19 protein-coding genes and 1 tRNA gene are annotated in these 18,353 nt (G+C 59.1%); 6 read left to right on the top strand and 14 right to left on the bottom strand.

Annotation, left to right across the window (positions count from 1 at the left end):
• Nucleotides 1–640: 640 nt before the first annotated feature.
• The 10 genes from L4G42_RS26460 to L4G42_RS22665 form a co-directional block, all read right to left on the bottom strand.
• Nucleotides 641–874: a DUF2790 domain-containing protein gene (locus L4G42_RS26460; protein WP_419789400.1), complete on the bottom strand. Its 234-nt coding sequence runs from the start codon at nt 872–874 to the stop codon at nt 641–643.
• Nucleotides 874–1,485: a reactive chlorine resistance membrane protein RclC gene (gene rclC, locus L4G42_RS22705; RefSeq protein WP_237250584.1), complete on the bottom strand. Its 612-nt coding sequence runs from the start codon at nt 1,483–1,485 to the stop codon at nt 874–876. Before rclC ends, L4G42_RS26460 begins: the two co-directional genes overlap by 1 nt.
• Nucleotides 1,486–1,921: 436 nt before the next feature.
• The gene (gene ychF, locus L4G42_RS22700; RefSeq protein ID WP_074883938.1) at nt 1,922–3,022 is read right to left on the bottom strand and encodes a redox-regulated ATPase YchF; all 1,101 of its coding nucleotides are present in this window, start codon (nt 3,020–3,022) and stop codon (nt 1,922–1,924) included.
• Nucleotides 3,023–3,043: 21 nt separating this feature from the next.
• Nucleotides 3,044–3,628 (bottom strand): aminoacyl-tRNA hydrolase, encoded by a 585-nt coding sequence (pth, locus tag L4G42_RS22695; protein WP_108120616.1) that lies wholly within the window; start codon nt 3,626–3,628, stop codon nt 3,044–3,046.
• 75 nt (nt 3,629–3,703) lie between these two features.
• Nucleotides 3,704–4,315, bottom strand: coding sequence for a 50S ribosomal protein L25/general stress protein Ctc (locus L4G42_RS22690; RefSeq protein WP_237250585.1), 612 nt, complete (start codon nt 4,313–4,315; stop codon nt 3,704–3,706).
• Nucleotides 4,316–4,455: 140 nt separating this feature from the next.
• Complete coding sequence (locus L4G42_RS22685; protein WP_037018241.1) at nt 4,456–5,397, bottom strand: ribose-phosphate pyrophosphokinase; 942 nt, start codon at nt 5,395–5,397, stop codon at nt 4,456–4,458.
• Between the two features lie 47 nt (nt 5,398–5,444).
• A tRNA-Gln gene (locus L4G42_RS22680) sits at nt 5,445–5,519 on the bottom strand.
• A gap of 36 nt (nt 5,520–5,555) precedes the next feature.
• The gene (gene ispE, locus L4G42_RS22675; protein WP_237250586.1) at nt 5,556–6,407 is read right to left on the bottom strand and encodes a 4-(cytidine 5'-diphospho)-2-C-methyl-D-erythritol kinase; all 852 of its coding nucleotides are present in this window, start codon (nt 6,405–6,407) and stop codon (nt 5,556–5,558) included.
• A gap of 2 nt (nt 6,408–6,409) precedes the next feature.
• Nucleotides 6,410–7,027 (bottom strand): lipoprotein insertase outer membrane protein LolB, encoded by a 618-nt coding sequence (gene lolB / locus L4G42_RS22670; protein WP_122622592.1) that lies wholly within the window; start codon nt 7,025–7,027, stop codon nt 6,410–6,412.
• Between the two features lie 4 nt (nt 7,028–7,031).
• Nucleotides 7,032–8,759, bottom strand: coding sequence for a tetratricopeptide repeat protein (locus tag L4G42_RS22665; RefSeq protein ID WP_237250587.1), 1,728 nt, complete (start codon nt 8,757–8,759; stop codon nt 7,032–7,034).
• Nucleotides 8,760–9,017: 258 nt separating this feature from the next.
• On the opposite strand from L4G42_RS22665, the gene hemA reads away from it, so the two are divergent.
• From hemA to L4G42_RS22635, 6 genes are all read left to right on the top strand, one after another.
• Nucleotides 9,018–10,295, top strand: a complete 1,278-nt coding sequence (hemA, locus tag L4G42_RS22660; protein ID WP_237250588.1) for a glutamyl-tRNA reductase — start codon at nt 9,018–9,020, stop codon at nt 10,293–10,295.
• Nucleotides 10,292–11,374: a peptide chain release factor 1 gene (prfA, locus tag L4G42_RS22655; RefSeq protein ID WP_237250589.1), complete on the top strand. Its 1,083-nt coding sequence runs from the start codon at nt 10,292–10,294 to the stop codon at nt 11,372–11,374. Before hemA ends, prfA begins: the two co-directional genes overlap by 4 nt.
• Nucleotides 11,375–12,208 carry a peptide chain release factor N(5)-glutamine methyltransferase gene (gene prmC, locus L4G42_RS22650; RefSeq protein WP_237250590.1) on the top strand — a complete coding sequence of 278 codons (834 nt, stop codon included), beginning with the start codon at nt 11,375–11,377 and terminating at the stop codon, nt 12,206–12,208. It begins immediately after the preceding gene.
• Nucleotides 12,202–12,975: a molybdopterin-synthase adenylyltransferase MoeB gene (locus tag L4G42_RS22645; protein WP_237250591.1), complete on the top strand. Its 774-nt coding sequence runs from the start codon at nt 12,202–12,204 to the stop codon at nt 12,973–12,975. The genes prmC and L4G42_RS22645 overlap by 7 nt, the downstream gene beginning before the upstream one ends.
• On the top strand, nt 12,968–13,768 hold the full coding sequence (gene murI, locus L4G42_RS22640; RefSeq protein ID WP_237250592.1) for a glutamate racemase: 801 nt from the start codon (nt 12,968–12,970) through the stop codon (nt 13,766–13,768). Before L4G42_RS22645 ends, murI begins: the two co-directional genes overlap by 8 nt.
• Nucleotides 13,769–13,881: 113 nt before the next feature.
• Nucleotides 13,882–14,400, top strand: coding sequence for an acyloxyacyl hydrolase (locus tag L4G42_RS22635; protein WP_237250593.1), 519 nt, complete (start codon nt 13,882–13,884; stop codon nt 14,398–14,400).
• Nucleotides 14,401–14,607: 207 nt separating this feature from the next.
• On the opposite strand, the gene L4G42_RS22630 is transcribed toward L4G42_RS22635, so the two are convergent.
• From L4G42_RS22630 to L4G42_RS22615, 4 genes are read right to left on the bottom strand one after another with little or no spacing between them, the layout of a single operon-like run.
• Nucleotides 14,608–14,919 (bottom strand): YkgJ family cysteine cluster protein, encoded by a 312-nt coding sequence (locus tag L4G42_RS22630; RefSeq protein ID WP_074883972.1) that lies wholly within the window; start codon nt 14,917–14,919, stop codon nt 14,608–14,610.
• A 53-nt stretch (nt 14,920–14,972) separates the two neighbouring features.
• Nucleotides 14,973–16,418, bottom strand: a complete 1,446-nt coding sequence (phrB, locus tag L4G42_RS22625) for a deoxyribodipyrimidine photo-lyase (protein WP_237250594.1) — start codon at nt 16,416–16,418, stop codon at nt 14,973–14,975.
• Between the two features lie 9 nt (nt 16,419–16,427).
• Entirely contained in the window at nt 16,428–17,366 is a 939-nt protein-coding gene (locus tag L4G42_RS22620) for a MerR family transcriptional regulator (protein WP_237250595.1), read from the bottom strand.
• 2 nt (nt 17,367–17,368) lie between these two features.
• The gene (locus tag L4G42_RS22615; protein WP_237250597.1) at nt 17,369–18,349 is read right to left on the bottom strand and encodes a 2-thiouracil desulfurase family protein; all 981 of its coding nucleotides are present in this window, start codon (nt 18,347–18,349) and stop codon (nt 17,369–17,371) included.
• Nucleotides 18,350–18,353: the final 4 nt, after the last annotated feature.

Raw genomic sequence — 18,353 nt, 5'->3', positions numbered from 1 at the left:
ACGGCGGCGGTGTGCCGGAGCCTTAAAAGCCAGAGGTGCTGGACACAGACCATCGCTGAACAGCTTGCCATACGAGGTCCTGGATAATGCTTGCGTGTTGCAATCCGCTGAAGTGAGACGCTGACCTGCAGAGAATTATAGCGTTGTGTCTAGCTATGTGTGACTAGCAGAATCGAGCCATATAACTTGCAGAGTACGCCAATTGTCGAGCAGTCGAACCCGTCAGATGCAAGGCTGTTGGGTCTGCTTTAGCCGACATCGCTTATCATCCATCAGGGTCCAGGCCGAAGGTTCCTACCCATCCCCATACTGAGGATCGCTTCGCGTCGCATACCCAGGGGCAGGAGCTGTATGCGGTAGTTCCGCACGTAGGGATCTGTGAGAGCGACTGGTAACTGGCGTTGTTATCGCAGCCCAATAAGCTAGCCCCTGGCGAAGACGGGCTTGTTTCCCTTCACGAGCTTGAGTTGCAGGCGAACTGAATGCAAAAAAGGCTGTATTCCCAGGCAATCGTGGTTACCCGGAAAAACAGCCGAGGCGCAGAGGACGCGCGAAGCAGCCGAAAATAGTGCAGTCGATCAGCTTTTTGAAGATACCGGCGTATCTCGTTCATATAGGAACTATCTAAACTTCTGCCGGCTCAACCGTTTGAACAGCCGCTCCCGACGATCATGTAGTCAAGTGTGTGGACAAGGCCGTGCGAATCTTGGTAAACCAAATGCATAAGCTCCATACCGCAACTTCCATCGTCGGGCGTCTGACTGATGACCTTCGCGATATCGAGCGGTGGTGTACCGATTTTGGTTGTCGAGTCTTCCGCGAAGACTGACGGCGCAGTAAGGCTCAACACTACGAGGAATGCGAGGTACTTCATCATGCTCGCCCACCCCTATCAACGTTCAGGGCCTGTGCAGGCTTCAATAGCGCGCGTGCAGAGTCGGCAATCATCACAACTCCACCCGCAAGCATCAGCACATCCTTGAGTACCAATCGCCCGCCGCCTGAAAGATAAGGAAACCCAAAGTCTGCATCACCGAGATTGGGCACCCATGCCTCGGGCGTGGTGAACAGAAAAGACAAGGTTACCAACGGAGTGAGAAACGCCAGAATTGAGCCCAGCATCCCGAGACGACGCGAAAAGGCGTATGAAAGAACCATCAGCCCTATGAGAATTTCCACGGTGCCAAGCCCTTTGGAAAATTCATATGTGTTGTTTTCCACCTGCCATTCGCGTTTGACCGGGTCCAGCTGGCCTTCGTGAGTTAGGTGTTCTTTGTAATCGTGTGGGTGATGGTAGAAGAACGACATGACCGGACTGTTTGCCACGAAAGGCGTAATGCTATCGGCCTCGTACGGCACAAATTTCAGCGCGCCGATCCACAGAAAGATAATGGCAACTCCTATCCTGATCAGGTGAATTCCAAGCTTGTCTAGTTTGCTGGCCCTTTCAAGCGATGTACGAAGTAATGATGGGAAGGAGTTCATGGGTAAGCCCTTGAGTTTTGAGAGCGCTCAAGGTTAAAGAGGGCAAAGCGCAAGGTCCGTCGAGATCGGCTCAGTGATTTGTGCAATCGTCTCAATCATGTACTGAGCGTGTCGCACTGGACAGTCTGGATGTTTCGACCATCTTCGTAGAGTTTTTCCAATGCCCACAGGTTGGCCTTTGACCATCCTGTCCCATCGTTCCAAAAGATCTGCGGGAGCTTGGGGATTTAAGCGCGGAATCTATCGACCTCCCATGCAACAGCTCTCCCCGTTATGGTCTCACGCCACGGATGAAATGCTACATGGTCTAGGTACGCCATCTGCGCCCCTTCGATCATTGGCGCTGTGATCGTAGAAATCCGCGCCGCTGATGATCCGTAACCACGCTGAATGTCCATAGCATGGCAAGGGAAGGGTGGATGTGAATGCCCTCGCGCTATACGTTAAAACGGAAGTGCAGAACGTCGCCGTCCTTGACGATGTAATCCTTGCCTTCCAGGCGCCATTTGCCCGCTTCCTTGGCACCGGCTTCACCCTTGTACTGGATGAAGTCGTTGTAGGCGACGCATTCGGCGCGGATGAAGCCTTTTTCGAAATCGGTGTGGATCACGCCGGCAGCCTGTGGCGCGGTGGCGCCGACACGGACGGTCCAGGCACGAACTTCTTCGACGCCGGCGGTGAAGTAGGTCTGCAGGTGCAGCATTTCGTAGCCGGCACGGATCACGCGGTTCAGACCAGGCTCTTCAAGGCCCAGGGCCTCCAGGAACATGTCCTTTTCTTCGCCGTCGTCGAGCTCCGCGATTTCCGCTTCGATCTTGTTGCAGACCGGCACCAGCATTGCGCCTTCTTCTTCGGCGATGGCGCGAACCACGTCCAGGTGCGGGTTGTTCTCGAAACCGTCTTCAGCGACGTTGGCGATGTACATGACCGGTTTGGTGGTCAGCAGATGGAAGCCCTTGATGACGGCTTTCTCATCGGCGTTCATGCTCTTCATCAGGCTGCGCGCGGGTTTGCCCAGCGTGAAGTGAGCGATGAGTTGTTCCAGCAGGCCTTTCTGGACTACTGCGTCCTTGTCGCCGCCCTTGGCGTTGCGCGTGACTTTCTGCAGTTGCTTCTCGCAGCTGTCGAGGTCAGCGAAAATCAGTTCCAGGTCGATGATTTCGATGTCGCGCTTTGGGTCGACGCTGTTGGAAACGTGAATCACGTTCTCGTCTTCGAAGCAGCGCACGACGTGAGCGATGGCGTCGGTCTCGCGGATGTTGGCGAGGAACTTGTTGCCCAGGCCTTCACCTTTGGATGCACCGGCAACCAGCCCGGCGATGTCGACGAATTCCATCGTGGTCGGCAGGATGCGCTTCGGGTTGACGATGTCGGCCAGGGCCTGCAGGCGCGGGTCCGGCATGGGCACGATGCCGGTGTTCGGTTCGATGGTGCAGAAGGGAAAGTTCTCCGCCGCGATACCGGATTTGGTCAGGGCGTTGAACAGGGTGGACTTGCCGACGTTGGGCAGGCCGACGATGCCGCAGTTGAATCCCATGGTGTTTCCCCTCGAGTGATGTCAGGCCTTCTGGCTGTGCAGGACGCGCATCGCCTTGGCGAAGTCGCCAGCGAGTACATCCGGCAGCACGCCGAGGGCAAAGTCGATGCTGGCGTCCAGTTTTTCCTGCTCGGCGCGTGGCGCGCGACCCAGGACAAAGTTGGACACCAGACTGGCGTCGCCCGGGTGGCCGATGCCAAGCCGCAGGCGGTGGAAGCCGTTCTGGTTGCCGAGCTGCGCAATGATGTCACGCAGCCCGTTATGCCCGCCGTGCCCGCCACCCAGTTTGAGTTTGGCGACGCCCGGAGGCAGGTCAAGTTCGTCGTGGGCCACCAGAATGGCTTGCGGAGGAATCCGGAAGAAACCCGCCAGAGCTGCGACGGACTGGCCGCTGCGGTTCATGTAGGTGGTGGGAATCAGCAGACGAACGTCTTGGCCCTGATGACTGAACTTAGCCGTCAGGCCGAAATATTTGCGGTCAGCGGTCAGGTTGACACGCTGGGCGCTGGCAATGCGCTCAACGAAAAGAGCCCCTGCGTTATGCCGGGTCTGTTCGTATTCGGGGCCTGGATTTCCCAGGCCGACGATCAGTTGGATGGCGGTCACGTCAGGGGCTCTTCCTTGGGTCGAGTGTGATGATGGCTAGCATCATCACGGGTTCAACCGGCTAGCGAGTAATAATTACTCTGCTTCGCCTTCTGCGGTGCCTTCTTCTTCGTCCTGGACGATGCGAGGAGCGTGGACGTTAGCGATGTCCAGGTCCTTGCCGTGCGCCAGAGCAACGAATTCAACACCTTTAGGTGCCTTGACGTCGGACAGGTGAACGTTGTCGCCGATTTCCAGAGCGCCCAGGTCAACTTCGATGAACTCAGGCAGGTCTTTCGGCAGGCAGGTCACTTCCAGTTCAGTGGCAGTGTGCGAGATCTCGCCGCCTTTCTTGATCGGTGCTTCTTCGTTGATGAAGTGCACTGGAACGATAGCGGTCAGTTTCTGGCCAGCTACGACGCGGATGAAGTCAGCGTGCATGATGAACTGCTTGGCAGGGTGACGCTGCATCGCTTTAACGATGACGTTCTGCTTGGCGCCAGCAACGTTCAGCTCGATTACGTGGCTGTAGGCAGCTTCGTTTTCGAACAGTTTGGCGAGTTCCTTGGCTTCGATGGTGATCGAAGTCGCTTCCTGGCCACCACCGTAAACAACGGCTGGGACGGAGGCGGCGAGACGACGCAGGCGGCGGCTCGCACCTTTCCCCAGGTCAGTACGCGCTTGGGCGTTCAGAATAAAATCAGTCATTTTGTATCTCCAATATAGCCATGACCGAGCGGCGTTTGCGACCAGCGCCAGACACGGTATGGGCAAAAAAGCCCCGCCCCGGCATTGAGTGTCGGGGCGGGGCGCTTTTCGTCAACGGATGGTTCGGCAGGGCAGGGCCCTTATCGGAACATCGCGCTGATCGATTCTTCATTGCTGATGCGACGCATCGCCTCAGCGACCACCGGTGCGATATCCAGTTGACGGATACGGTCACAGGCCTGTGCTGCAGCGGACAACGGGATGGTGTTCGTCACCACCAGTTCGTCCAGCACGGAATTTTCGATGTTCTCGATTGCACGGCCCGACAGAACAGGGTGTGTGCAATACGCGAAGACCTTGGCAGCGCCGTGTTCTTTCAGCGCTTTGGCCGCATGGCACAAGGTACCGGCGGTATCGACCATGTCGTCGACAAGAATACAGGTACGGCCTTCGACATCACCGATGATGTGCATCACTTCGGAGTGGTTCGCCTTCTCGCGGCGCTTGTCGATGATGCCCAGATCGACGCCCAGGGATTTGGCAACAGCACGTGCACGCACGACGCCACCGATATCCGGGGAGACAATCATCAGGTTTTCGAAACGTTGGTCTTCGATGTCATCCACCAGAACCGGGGAGCCGTAGATGTTATCTACCGGGATATCGAAGAAGCCTTGAATTTGGTCAGCGTGCAGGTCGACAGTCAGCACACGGTCGATACCGACGACGGTGAGCATGTCCGCAACCACTTTAGCGCTGATAGCCACACGGGCGGAACGCGGACGACGATCCTGGCGGGCATAACCAAAGTAAGGGATTACAGCAGTGATACGAGTAGCCGAGGAGCGACGGAAGGCATCAGCCATCACGACGAGTTCCATCAGGTTATCGTTGGTCGGAGCGCAGGTCGGCTGAATAATGAAGACGTCTTTACCGCGAACGTTTTCATTGATCTCAGCGGTAATCTCACCGTCGGAAAACTTTCCAACAGATATGTCACCGAGAGGGATATGCAGCTGACGTACGACACGCCGAGCCAGATCGGGGTTGGCGTTCCCCGTAAAGACCATCATCTTGGACACGCGCAGTACCTGGAGGCTTAGGGTATGCCTGGATGACTATAGGAAAATGGCAGGGGCGGCTGGATTCGAACCAACGCATGGCAGGATCAAAACCTGCTGCCTTACCGCTTGGCGACGCCCCTGTATCTGTTGCACGAGTGCCTGGCACTCGGTTCCTTTTAGAGCAGTGCTTGTAACTTCCGGTGCAACATCGAGATGTTTGCGCCTTTTGCTACAAACCCTGTAAGGGTCTCTGTAAGAAGGGCCGAGACTTTATCAGCTTCAGCTTTGCTTGGGAAGGCCCCAAACACACAACTTCCAGTTCCGGTTAATTTTGCTTCGGTGAATTTACCTAACAAATTCAAAGCGTTACCAACTTCTGGATACCGCCTCGTTACAACCGGTAAGCAGTCGTTTCGACTGTTTCCCTTGGGAACGGGGCGCACTTTAATGGGCGGAGTGTCACGTGTCAACAGCGGATCTGAAAAAATTTCTGCTGTACTTACAGATACTTGCGGCACTAGCACCAGATACCAAGGTTCTTCGGGGGTTACAGGGGTCAGTATCTCGCCGATGCCCTCAGCAAAAGCAGCGTGTCCACGCACGAAAACCGGCACGTCAGCCCCGAGCTTGAGGCCCAGCCCCGCCAGACGATCTTCATCCCAGCCAAGCTGCCAGAGATGATTCAGGCCGAGCAGTGTGGTTGCCGCATCGGAGCTTCCGCCGCCAATGCCGCCCCCCATGGGCAGGACTTTTTTCAGCCAGATATCAACGCCGAGCGGGCAACCGGATTGTTCCTTGAGGGCGCGAGCCGCTCTGACGATCAGATTACTGTCGTGGGGGACGTCGGCAATTTCCGTCTGCAGGCGCACTTCACCGTCGTCGCGAAGCGCGAAACTGAGCTCGTCGCCGTAATCGAGAAACTGAAACAGCGTCTGCAGTTCGTGATAACCGTCGGCACGCCGTCCGGTGATGTGCAGCATCAGATTCAGTTTGGCAGGGGCGGGCAGTGTCAGTCGTGCTTGCGACATGCTCATTGCCCCAGTTTGCGTGGTTGCCAGTCCTTGATGACCAGCGTGACGTCCAGATCCTGCCCGTGCAGCTTCATGCGCTCAGGCAACCAGAAACCGTTCTGCTGGGTGTAGCTCAGGTATTCGATCTGCCAGCCATCCTGTTCAAGGCTGGATAGGCGACTGTCACCGTCAAGCGTCAGGCTGCTTTTGCTGTCCGGCGCCGGCAGACCGCGCACCCACCAGACCAGATGCGACACTGGCAGTTTCCAGCCCAGTTGATCCTTGAGCAGGGTTTCCGGGTCCGGCGCGTCGTAACGGCCCTGATTGGCGACTTCCAGCGACACTGCGCCAGGGCGACCGGTCAACCGGGCAGCACCGCGACCCAGCGGGCCGGACAGGCGAATGTCGTAGTAATCCTGGCGTTGTAGCCAGAACAGCGTGCCGCTGCCGGAATCCTTTGGCGCGCGGATGCCCACCTTGCCGTTGATCTGCCAGCCGTCGAGGCTGCTGAGTTGTTCTTTGTTCACACGCCATTGATTGGCGTCGCCCTTGCCTTGTACGGCTTCGCGGGAGGACATGCCGGCACAGCCGGCAAGCAGGGCGATCAGACTGAATACGAGTACGTGGCGCAATTGCATAAATTCAAAGGGTCTCGGCGCCGGTCAGGCGTTTGATGGTGCTGCGCAAGACCGGGCTGTCAGGTTGTTGTTCGAGGGCCTTGGCCCACACTTTGCGCGCTTCGCGCTGCTCGCCTTTGGCCCACAGGACTTCGCCCAGGTGCGCGGCGACTTCGTGATCCGGGAAGCGCTCCAGCGCCTGGCGCAGCAGACGTTCGGCCTCATCCAGATTGCCCAGGCGGTAGTTGACCCAACCGAGGCTGTCGAGCACCGCCGGGTCTTCCGGATTGAGCTGGTGCGCGCGCTCGATCAATTCCTTGGCCTCGGCGTAACGCGTCGTGCGGTCCGAGAGCGTGTAACCCAGGGCGTTCAACGCCATGGCGTTGTCTGGCTCGCGCTTGAGAATGGCCCGCAGGTCGCTTTCCATCTGTTTCAGATCGTTGCGTTTCTCGGCCAGCATCGAGCGGGTGTAGAGCAGGTTCAGATCATCCGGGTACTGCTTGAGCGCCTGATTCAACACCTGCCAGCCGCGATCGCTCTGGTTGTTGTTGGCCAGGGTCTCGGCTTCGATCAGGTACAGCTGAATGGCGTAATCGGGTTGATCGGCGCGTGCCTGAGCCAGCCGCTTCGAGGCTTCAGCGGTGTTGCCGTTGCTCATGAGGATATCGGCCTGACGCAACTGCGCAGGCAGGAAGTCATTGCCGGGGCCCACTTGGGCGTATTCGGCCAGCGCGGTTTGTGGGTCGTCGCGTTCTTCGTGGATGCGCCCGAGGTTTACGTGGGCGGAGTCGACGTGACTGCCGCGGGCGACGAGGTCTTCGAGGTAACCCTGCGCCTCGTCCCACGCCTTGTTTTCCAGGCACACGAGGGCGAGCGAATAACGCAGCTCGTCATCATCCGGGTACTGCTGAACCAGGCTGGAGAACTGCACTTTGGCGTCTTCCATGCGGTTCTGTTCCACGAGCATGCGCGCATAGGTCAGGCGCAGACGCTTGTCGTCCGGGTATTTCTTGATGCTTTTTTCCAGCAGCGGGATCGCCTCCTTGCCGCGGTTCATGCTTTGCAGCAAGCGAGCGCGCAGCAGGATCGGCGCCACTTCGCCTTCACCCGGCGGGTTGTCTTCGAGCAGTTTCAGGGAGGCGGCACTGTCGCCTTCCTGCTGGAGGAGAAGCGCCTTGCCGAAGATCAGCTGGCCGTTTTTCGGGTACTTCATCAGCAGACGATCAAAGCTGGTGATCAGCCCTTTGCGCGTATTGGAATCGGTTTCCGACGCCGACAGCGCGAGGAAATCAAAATGCGTGTCGCCCTGGCCCTGAAGGACCTTCTCCATATAGCGCATGGAATCGTCGTAGCGCCCGGCCCGCGCCAGCTGGATGGCTGCCGCGCGCTGTGCCTCGAGATTGCTCGGGTCGTTTTTCGCCCAGATCATGGATGTGTCGAGGGCGGCCTGATCGGCGCCCAGGTACTCGGCGATGCGGAAGGCGCGCTCGGAAATCCCAGGATCCTGAGTCTGGATCGCCTGGGTCACATAGTTGTCCAGCGCGATGTCGAAGCGGTTGCGCTGGCCGGCAAGCTCGGCAGTCAGCAGGCTGACGACGGTTTCCTGAGTAAACGAGCCGTACACCTGAGGTTTGGCCTCGGGTGCGGGCGGCGCTTCTTTCGCCGGAGCGGAGGGCTCCGTAGAAACGGAGGCCGTAGACTGGCAGCCACTCAGAGCGACAAGGGCAAGGAACAGCGCGGAGGATTTATTCATATAGAGGAGGGGCGGCTTACCTGCGGTTTGGAAGCATCATGACACAAGGCCGGGAGCAAACCCACAGCCCGCACGAAATCTGGATACGCTCAATCTACAGCCTGCCCGCGGACATTTTGTCGCAGGCCGGACGCGCTGATACGCAACCTGTATAGGGACAATAGTGCGCTGCGGACGTTCTGAATGTATTGCGGTGGTTGTCCTGAATCTATTGAAGTAGGACAATTGCCGGCTTCACGTCACCATCAGCGACCTTGAATGGCCTTTCTTGCTCTGGGTATCAACCATAAGACTGCATCAGTTGATGTCCGCGAGCGCGTGGCATTTACGCCTGAGCAGCTGGTTGAGGCGCTGCAGCAGCTCTGCCGCCTGACCCGAAGCCGGGAAGCGGCCATTCTCTCCACTTGCAATCGCAGCGAGCTGTATATCGAACAGGATCAGCTGACCGCCGACGTCGTGTTGCGCTGGCTGGCGGATTATCACCACCTGAATGTCGATGAGCTGCGCGCCAGTGCCTATGTGCATGAAGACGACGCGGCGGTGCGTCACATGATGCGCGTGGCATCGGGGCTGGATTCGCTGGTGCTCGGCGAGCCGCAGATCCTCGGTCAGATGAAATCGGCGTATGCCGTTGCCCGGGAGGCTGGCACGGTCGGCCCGTTGCTCGGGCGGCTGTTTCAGGCCACCTTCAGCGCTGCCAAACAGGTGCGCACCGACACGGCCATCGGCGAGAACCCAGTGTCCGTCGCCTTTGCCGCCGTCAGCCTGGCCAAGCAGATTTTCAGCGACCTGCAGCGCAGTCAGGCGCTGCTGATCGGGGCAGGGGAGACCATCACCCTGGTTGCCCGCCACCTGCATGAGCTCGGGGTCAAACGTATCGTTGTTGCCAACCGCACCCTCGAGCGCGCGAATATTCTCGCCGAGCAGTTCGGTGCCCACGCGGTGCTGTTGGCCGACATCCCGGCCGAGCTGGTCAACAGCGACATCGTGATCAGCTCCACGGCCAGTCAGTTGCCGATTCTGGGCAAGGGCGCCGTTGAAAGCGCGCTGAAACTGCGCAAGCACAAGCCGATCTTCATGGTCGACATCGCCGTGCCGCGCGATATCGAGCCCGAGGTCGGCGAGCTGGACGACGTCTACCTCTATACCGTGGACGATCTGCACGAAGTCGTCGCTGAAAACCTCAAGAGTCGCCAGGGCGCGGCGCAGGCGGCCGAAGAACTGGTCAGCGTGGGCGTCGACGATTTCATGTCGCGGCTGCGCGAGCTGGCGGCGGTCGACGTGCTCAAGGCGTATCGTCAGCAGAGCGAACGCCTGCGCGACGAAGAATTGCAGAAGGCCCAGCGCATGCTCGCCAATGGCAGCAACGCCGAAGACGTCTTGATGGCGCTGGCACGTGGCCTGACGAATAAATTGATGCACGCTCCCAGCGTGCAACTCAAAAAGCTCTCCGCTGAAGGCCGCGTCGATGCGCTGGCCATGGCCCAGGAACTCTTTGCCCTCAACGAGGGCTCCACGGATAAATCCCCGCAATGAAAGCTTCACTGCTTAATAAGCTGGACGTGCTCAGCGACCGTTTCGAGGAATTGACCGCGCTGCTCGGCGATGGCGAAGTCATCTCTGATCAGACCAAATTTCGCGCGTATTCCCGTGAGTACGCCGAAGTCGAGCCAGTGATCCAGGTGTACCGGCAACTGCAGAAAGTGCAGACCGACCTCGAAGGCGCGCAGGCGTTGCTCAAGGACAGCGACCCCGACATGCGCGAAATGGCCGTCGAGGAAGTGCGCGATGCCAAGGATCAGTTGCTGGTGCTCGAGGCTGACCTGCAGAAAATGCTGCTGCCCAAAGACCCGAACGATGGCCGCAACGTGTTTCTGGAAATTCGCGCCGGCACCGGTGGCGACGAGGCGGCGATTTTCGCCGGGGACCTGTTCCGCATGTATTCCCGCTATGCCGAGCGACGGGGCTGGCGTGTCGAGATCCTGTCCGAGAACATAGGCGAACATGGCGGCTACAAGGAAGTCATCGCGCGGGTCGAAGGCGAACACGTCTACGGCAAGCTGAAATTCGAGTCGGGTGTGCATCGCGTTCAGCGCGTCCCGGAAACCGAATCCCAAGGGCGCATTCACACCTCTGCGTGTACGGTAGCGGTGTTGCCAGAGCCTGACGAACAGCAGACCATCGAGATCAACCCGTCAGACTTGCGCGTTGACACCTATCGCTCATCCGGCGCCGGTGGTCAGCACGTCAACAAGACCGATTCGGCCATCCGCATTACGCACTTGCCGTCCGGCATTGTGGTGGAGTGTCAGGAAGAACGTTCGCAGCACAAGAACCGTGCGCGGGCCATGTCCTGGCTGTCGGCCAAGCTCAACGACCAGCAGACTGCTGCGGCGGCCAATGCCATCGCCAGCGAGCGTAAATTGCTGGTAGGTTCCGGGGATCGCTCGGAACGCATTCGTACGTACAATTTCCCACAGGGGCGAGTCACGGATCACCGGGTGAACCTGACGCTCTATTCCCTTGATGAAGTTCTGGCCGGCGGGGTCGATGCAGTGATAGAACCGTTACTTGCCGAGTATCAGGCAGATCAACTTGCGGCACTGGGTGATTAAATGACCATCATCGCCAGCTTGTTAAGAAGCGCCGAGTTGCCGGATTCTCCGACAGCGCGTCTGGATGCAGAATTGTTGCTGGCCGCTGCCCTGGGCAAGCCGCGCAGTTTTCTGCACACCTGGCCCGAGCGTATTGTCAGCACCGAAGCGGCGCAGGCCTTCGACGGTTATCTCAAGCGTCGTCGAACCGGCGAACCCGTCGCATACATTCTGGGCCTGCAAGGGTTCTGGAACATCGACCTGGAAGTCGCCCCCCATACGCTGATCCCGCGGCCCGAAACCGAGATGCTGGTGGAAACCGCGCTGGAGCTTTTGCCCGGTGCGATTCCTCACACGCTGCTCGATCTCGGCACGGGCACCGGCGCCATCGCGCTGTCGCTGGCCAAGGATCGTCCGCAGTGGAGCGTCACGGCGGTGGACCGCGTTGAGGAAGCGGTCGAGCTTGCCGAACGCAATCGCCAGCGCCTGCATCTGGATAACGCGAAGATTTTGCACAGCCACTGGTTCAGCGCTGTCGAGGGTCAGCGTTTCGACCTGATCCTGAGCAACCCGCCTTACATTGCCTCCAACGACCCGCACCTGGTCGAAGGTGACGTGCGCTTCGAGCCAAGCAGTGCGCTGGTCTCCGGCGCCGATGGCCTGGATGATCTGCGTTTGATTGTGTCGCAAGCGCCCGCCCACCTTGAAGCCGGCGGCTGGCTGTTGCTGGAGCATGGCTACGACCAAGGCGCGGCGGTGCGCGAGCTGTTGCTTGAGCACGGATTCGAAGAGATCAAGACCCGACGCGATCTGGGCGACCACGAACGCATCACCTTCGGGCGAGTGCCGTGCTGACGGACGAAGAACTGCTGCGCTATAGCCGGCAGATCCTTCTGCAACAGGTTGACATCGACGGTCAGCTGCGCCTCAAGCAAAGCCGCGTGTTGATTGTCGGCCTCGGCGGACTGGGTTCGCCGGTGGCGTTGTACCTGGCGGCGGCGGGCGTCGGAGAATTGCATCTGGCGGATTTCGACAGCGTCGATCTGACCAACCTGCAACGCCAGATCCTTCACGACACCCCAAGCGTGGGGCTGAGCAAAGTCGATTCAGCCATTATCCGGCTGACGGCCATCAATCCACAGATAACACTCGTACCTCATCGCGCGGCCCTTGATGTCGACTCTCTGGCGGCAGCCGTTGCCGGGGTCGAACTGGTCCTGGACTGCTCGGACAATTTCTCGACGCGTGAGGCGGTCAATGCCGCGTGCGTCGCCGCGTGCAAGCCATTGGTCAGCGGCGCCGCGATTCGCCTCGAGGCGCAACTGTCGGTGTTCGATCCGCGCCGTCCGGAGAGCCCCTGCTACCACTGCCTGTACGGGCACGGTAGCGAGACCGAACTGACCTGCAGCGAGGCGGGCGTGATCGGCCCGTTGGTGGGCTTGGTCGGCAGTTTGCAGGCCCTTGAGGCCCTTAAGCTGTTGGCCGGCTTTGGCGAACCGATGGTGGGGCGACTGCTGCTGATCGATGCCGTGAGCACGCGATTCCGCGAATTGAAAGTTAAACGCGATCCCGGCTGCAGCGTGTGCGGTACCGGGCTCCGAGCTGCCGCTGAGCATGAGTAGAGACAGCGATGCGCCGGTGGCGGTGTTTGACTCCGGTGTCGGCGGGTTGTCGGTGCTGGCGGAAATACATCAGTTGCTTCCACGGGAATCGTTACTCTACCTCGCCGACTGCGGCCACATTCCCTACGGCGAGAAAACCCCCGAATTCATTCGCGAACGCTGCGCGACGATTGCCGAGTTCTTCCACAATCAGCGCGCCAAGGCGCTGGTGATCGCCTGCAATACGGCGACGGTGGCCGGCATCGCTGACTTGCGCGTCCGCTATCCTGACTGGCCGCTGGTGGGCATGGAGCCTGCGGTCAAACCTGCCGCCGCGGCGACGCGAACCGGTGTCGTCGGTGTGTTGGCAACTACGGGCACTTTGCAAAGCGCCAAGTTCGCCGCATTGCTCGATCGCTTCGCGGCAGACGTGCAAGTCATCACGCAGCCTTGTCCGGGGCTGGTCGAGTTGATCGAAACGGGCGATCTGGTCAGCCCGTCGATTCGGCAATTGCTGCAGGGTTACGTCGCGCCGTTACTCGCTGCGGGATGCGACACCATCATTCTGGGATGTACCCATTACCCGTTTCTCAAGCCATTGCTGCGGGAAATGATCCCTGCGTCCATCACGCTGATCGACACCGGCGCCGCGGTAGCCCGACAGTTGCAACGCTTATTGAGCGAGCGTGAGCTGCTGGCGAGCGGTCATCCTCGCACTGCGCAGTTCTGGACGACCGGCGATCCAGAAGATTTCAGAAACGTCCTACGCGTGCTTTGTATCAACTCCGACAATGTGCGAAGCTTCGTTTCGTGAAAAAAACGTGAATCGCTTCGGCTGTGGGTGAACTACAGTTCAGCGGCCGGCTTCTACAGCACTTCTGTCGATATAAAAAATTTCTAACTGCTTTCGAAAATAGGATGTTTCAGATGAAGCGACTGTTTTGTTTGGCTGCGATTGCGGCTGCGTTGTTGGGGCAAAGCGCAATTGCTCAGGCTGATGGGGTCGAGTTTTCCGTAGGACACACTGGCGAATCCACGATGACGTATCGTCTGGGCGCGCAATTTGATTGGGATCAAAGCTGGTGGCAAACCGGTGTCGGTCGCCTGACCGGTTACTGGAGCGGCGCTTACACGTATTGGGAAGGCGACAAGAGCTCCAGCAACAACAGCCTGTCGTTCTCCCCGGTATTCGTTTATGAGTTTTCGGGTGAGAGCGTCAAGCCTTACATCGAAGCCGGTATCGGCGCCGCTGTATTCCAGCGCACCGAAGTGGAAGGCAACAAGCTGGGCAGCGCGTTCCAGTTTGAAGACCGTCTGGGGTTTGGTCTGCGCTTTGCGGGCGGACATGAAGTTGGCCTGCGCGCCACTCACTACTCCAACGGTGGCATGACCGCCAACAACGACGGTATCGAAAGCTACGCTATTCACTACACGATGCCGTTCTAAGCGCTACATCGCTTTATTGCAGTCGCGGGCTAACCTGCATTGCAACGTACCACCCGGTTCTTCCCGGCTGAAGCCGGTCCTACTGACACAGCGTGCACTTGGTTGGATTGGCTGAAGCCGGTTCTACTGACACCGCGCGTGCTCTTGGCAGGACCGGCTTTAGCCTGGAATGTGTCAGTCAAAGCGGCTGACTCAGACAAATAGCAATCACAAATAAGCCGTCGCGATCCCTTCTCGTTCGGCAATACACTCCGGCGCACCCATTTCGAATTCCCTGCAAATCAACGGCCGACGGTCGTAGATCGTGCACATCATCGTGTCGCGATCCAGTGCCGCGCACCAGCCATCGTCCAGGCGCAGCATGACTTCGCCGCCCCAGTCATCGGTGTCGATGTAACGCTCGGGCACGCCGGTGTCAGTGATCAGCATGACTTCCAGCTGACAGCAGCAGGCCGCACAAGTGGAACACGTGATTGCGGGTTCGGCAGGGAGTTGAAGCGAAGGGATCACAGTCGTCATGAGCGGCAGTTTAAATCACCGCGCAGCGGACACCTAACCGGTGTGACGAATGCTCACCCATTCTCCTGCGTTTCGGCCTGCCGCTGTGGCAGCGACTTGAACGCTTGCAGTGCGCGTTCGCGGCTGGCTTTCAAATCAACGATGGGCGCGGGGTAACTTTCCACGCCAAACAGCCCGCCCAGCGCGGTGGGGTTATGAATGTCGCGCTTGTTCAACTCAGCCAGTTCAGGCACCCACTGCTTGATGAATCGACCTTCGGGGTCGAAGCGTTCCGACTGGCTTTGCGGATTGAAGATCCGGAAGTAAGGCGACGCGTCGGTGCCGGTTGATGAGCTCCACTGCCAGCCGCCATTGTTCGACGCGAGATCGCCGTCGATCAGGTGCTGCATGAAGTAGCGTTCACCCTCGCGCCAGTCGATCAGCAGATTCTTGGTCAGGAACATGGCCGAAATCATCCGCAGCCGGTTGTGCATCCAGCCGGTGTCCAGCATCTGGCGCATGGCTGCATCGACAATCGGCAGCCCGGTTCGACCCTGTTGCCAGGCTTCGAGATCCTTTGGCGAATTGCGCCATTTCAGCGCTTCGGTTTCCGGGCGGAAGGCGCGATGACGGGAGACACGGGGAAAGCCCACCAGCACATGCTTGTAGAACTCACGCCAGAGCAGCTCAGTGATCCAGGTCACCGAACCCGAATGACCGGTTTCAAACTCGCCATTGTTGCTGCGCAGCGCCGAATGCAGGCACTGGCGAGGCGAAATCACACCGGCCGCCAGGTACGCAGACAGCTGGCTGGTGCCCGGCTTGGCGGGGAAATCGCGCTCTTGATCGTAGTAATGCACTTGCTCGTCGGTGAAGTTCTGCAGGCGATCACGCGCCTCATCTTCACCGGCAGGCCAGAGCGAGCGCAGGGTCTCGGTCGGCGCGGCGAAACCGTTGACCGCATCCGGGACGACATCGCGTCTGATGGACAGCTTCTGCTGCGCCTTGGGCAGTGCAACCAGCGCCGGGATCGAGTAATGCAAGCGGGCGTAACAGACCTTGCGGAATTGCGTGAAGACCTTGAAATAGCCGCCGCTTTTAGTCAGCACGCTGCCCGGCTGAAAGAACAGCTGGTCGAGGTGACGATGAAATAGGATGCCGGCGCCGTCGAGCGCTGCCTCCACTTCACGATCACGTTTGGTCTCGTTGTTGCCGTACTCGTCGTTCACGTGCACGCTTTCGATCCCGCGTTGCTGACACAACTCGAGGATCGCCTTGGGCGCCTGAGCCCACGTGTCTGCATGGACGATCAGCAGCGGTACGTTGAGCACTTCAAGCGCCTTGCTCAGCTCGCTGAGGTTGCGCAGCCAGAAATCGACTTTGCATGCGGCATCGTCGTGGCTCTGCCACTGGCCTGGGCTGATTATGTACACGGCGAGGGTCGGTCCCTGCTCCATGGCAGCGCTCAGCGCGGTGTTGTCGTGCACACGCAGATCGCTGCGCAGCCATATCAATTGCATAGTTATTCCTTAGATGAGCCCCAGCCTTTGCAAAGCGGCTTGGGCGGTCAAAGGGTCTTCAGCCAGAGAAAGGCCGGAGACTTCACCCTCGGCTGCGAATAATTCCGTCGAATGAATGCGCACCGCGGGCCCGACGATCAACTTCGGGCACTCAATGTTGTGCAGCAGGCGAGGCAACTGTCCGACGTTCAGTGATTTACTGGAGTACAACAACACTGCGCGCGGCTTGAGGTATTCGCAGGCCAGGGCCAGCTCGCCTGCCGGCAACGGCCAATCGAACACTTCCACCGGGCAATCGGCGCTGCTGAGCAGCCATGCGGTCAGCCACAGATGCGGCTCAAGCGGCAGATCGGACTGGTTGACCAGCAGCAAAGGCGCGCCGCTGACCTGACGATTGTTGTGGTACAGCCGGGCGCCAAGCTTGCTGCGCAGCCACGAGTAGAAAAACACGCGTTCCAGCTGCGCGCCGAACTGGCCCTGCCAGCGCTGCTCAAGGGAAGTCAGCAGCGGCAGTAACAGTTGCTCACAGAGGGTGCGCGGCGGATACAGCGACATCGCGCGGTTGAGCGAATCATCAAGGCGTCGCTCGGCCAAGGCGCCGATGGCTTCCTGAAGGGTCTGGCGAAGAACGTCCCAGTCGTTCTCGACACTCGGCGCTGGCGCCTGCTGATCGTCGATCAACTGCTTGACCTGACTGACCGACACGCCGCGGTTCAGCCACGTAAGGATGGTCAGCACGCGGTCCACATGCTCGTTGCTGTAAAGGCGATGGCCCTTGGGCGTTCGGTGCGGAACGATGAGGCCGTATCGGCGTTCCCACGCACGCAGGGTTACAGCGTTCACGCCGGTCAGGCGGGCGATTTCGCGAATCGGCAACCAGCCGTTTTCAAAGGCGCTGGCGGGGTCTTGCGGATCGCCTTCCGGCGGTTCTTGCTCATTAGGGGTCATGGTCAAATCGCGTTGCGCAGACTGAGGTTTTCCGGATGCGGCTGCAGATAAACCTGCAGCGCAATGTACGGATCGGGGTGTCGGCGGAAATGGTGTTTGAGCAGCGTCAGCGGTACAACAAGCGGCACAATGCCTTCGTGGTACTGATTGATGACGCCCTGGATTTCTTTCTTGTCGGACGCACTGAGTGTCTGGCGCAGATAGCCGCACAAATGCTGCAACACGTTCGTATGGGTGCGCCGCGTCGCCGGTTTCTTTAGCGCGCTCATCAACTGACTGAAGTAGCGCGGGGCAATTTCGGCAGGGTCATCTCGGCCCATGGTGCCCAGCAGATTGCCCAGCGTCTTGTACTGGACAGGATCGTTGGCCATCAGCTGATATTTATAGCGGGCATGAAACTCGGTGAGCGTACGGCGGGTGATGCCGCTTTTCAGCAGCGTCTGCCAGGCGGCATAGGCAAACACACGGGTAATGAAATTCTCCCGCAGGACCGGGTCGTTCAAACGGCCGTCTTCTTCGACGGGCAGATCAGGGTGACGCGCGCAGAACGCTTGGGCGTAAATACCGCGCCCGCCGGTCTCGAACGGCACGCCGTTATCGCGGTAAACCTTGACGCGCTCCAGGCCACACGATGGCGATTTCTGCATAAAGATGTAGCCGCAGATGTCGCTCATCTCGGTGGCCATATGCTCGCCATAATCGGCCAGTTGCTCGGTGACGTTCATGGCGTGGTGGACACTGCCGACCGCCTGAGGATGATCCGGGTCACCCACCAAACGGATAGCCTCGCGAGGAATGCCCATGCCGATGGCGACTTCGGGGCACGCGGGCACGAAATCGAAATATTCGTTAAGGGCACGGGTCAGCAGGTGCGATTCCTTGTGCCCGCCATTGAACCTGACCTCCACACCCATCAGGCAGGCGCTGACGCCCAGCTTGGGTTTGGAGGCTTGCTCTGATGAATGATCGAGTACAGCAGACATGACA

Origin of the sequence: Pseudomonas petrae (genome assembly GCF_021728295.1) — a bacterium.
GTDB classification, from domain to species: domain Bacteria; phylum Pseudomonadota; class Gammaproteobacteria; order Pseudomonadales; family Pseudomonadaceae; genus Aquipseudomonas; species Aquipseudomonas petrae.
The sequence above is the reverse complement of the archived record's forward strand: the minus strand, read 5'-3'. Positions and strand labels throughout refer to the sequence as shown.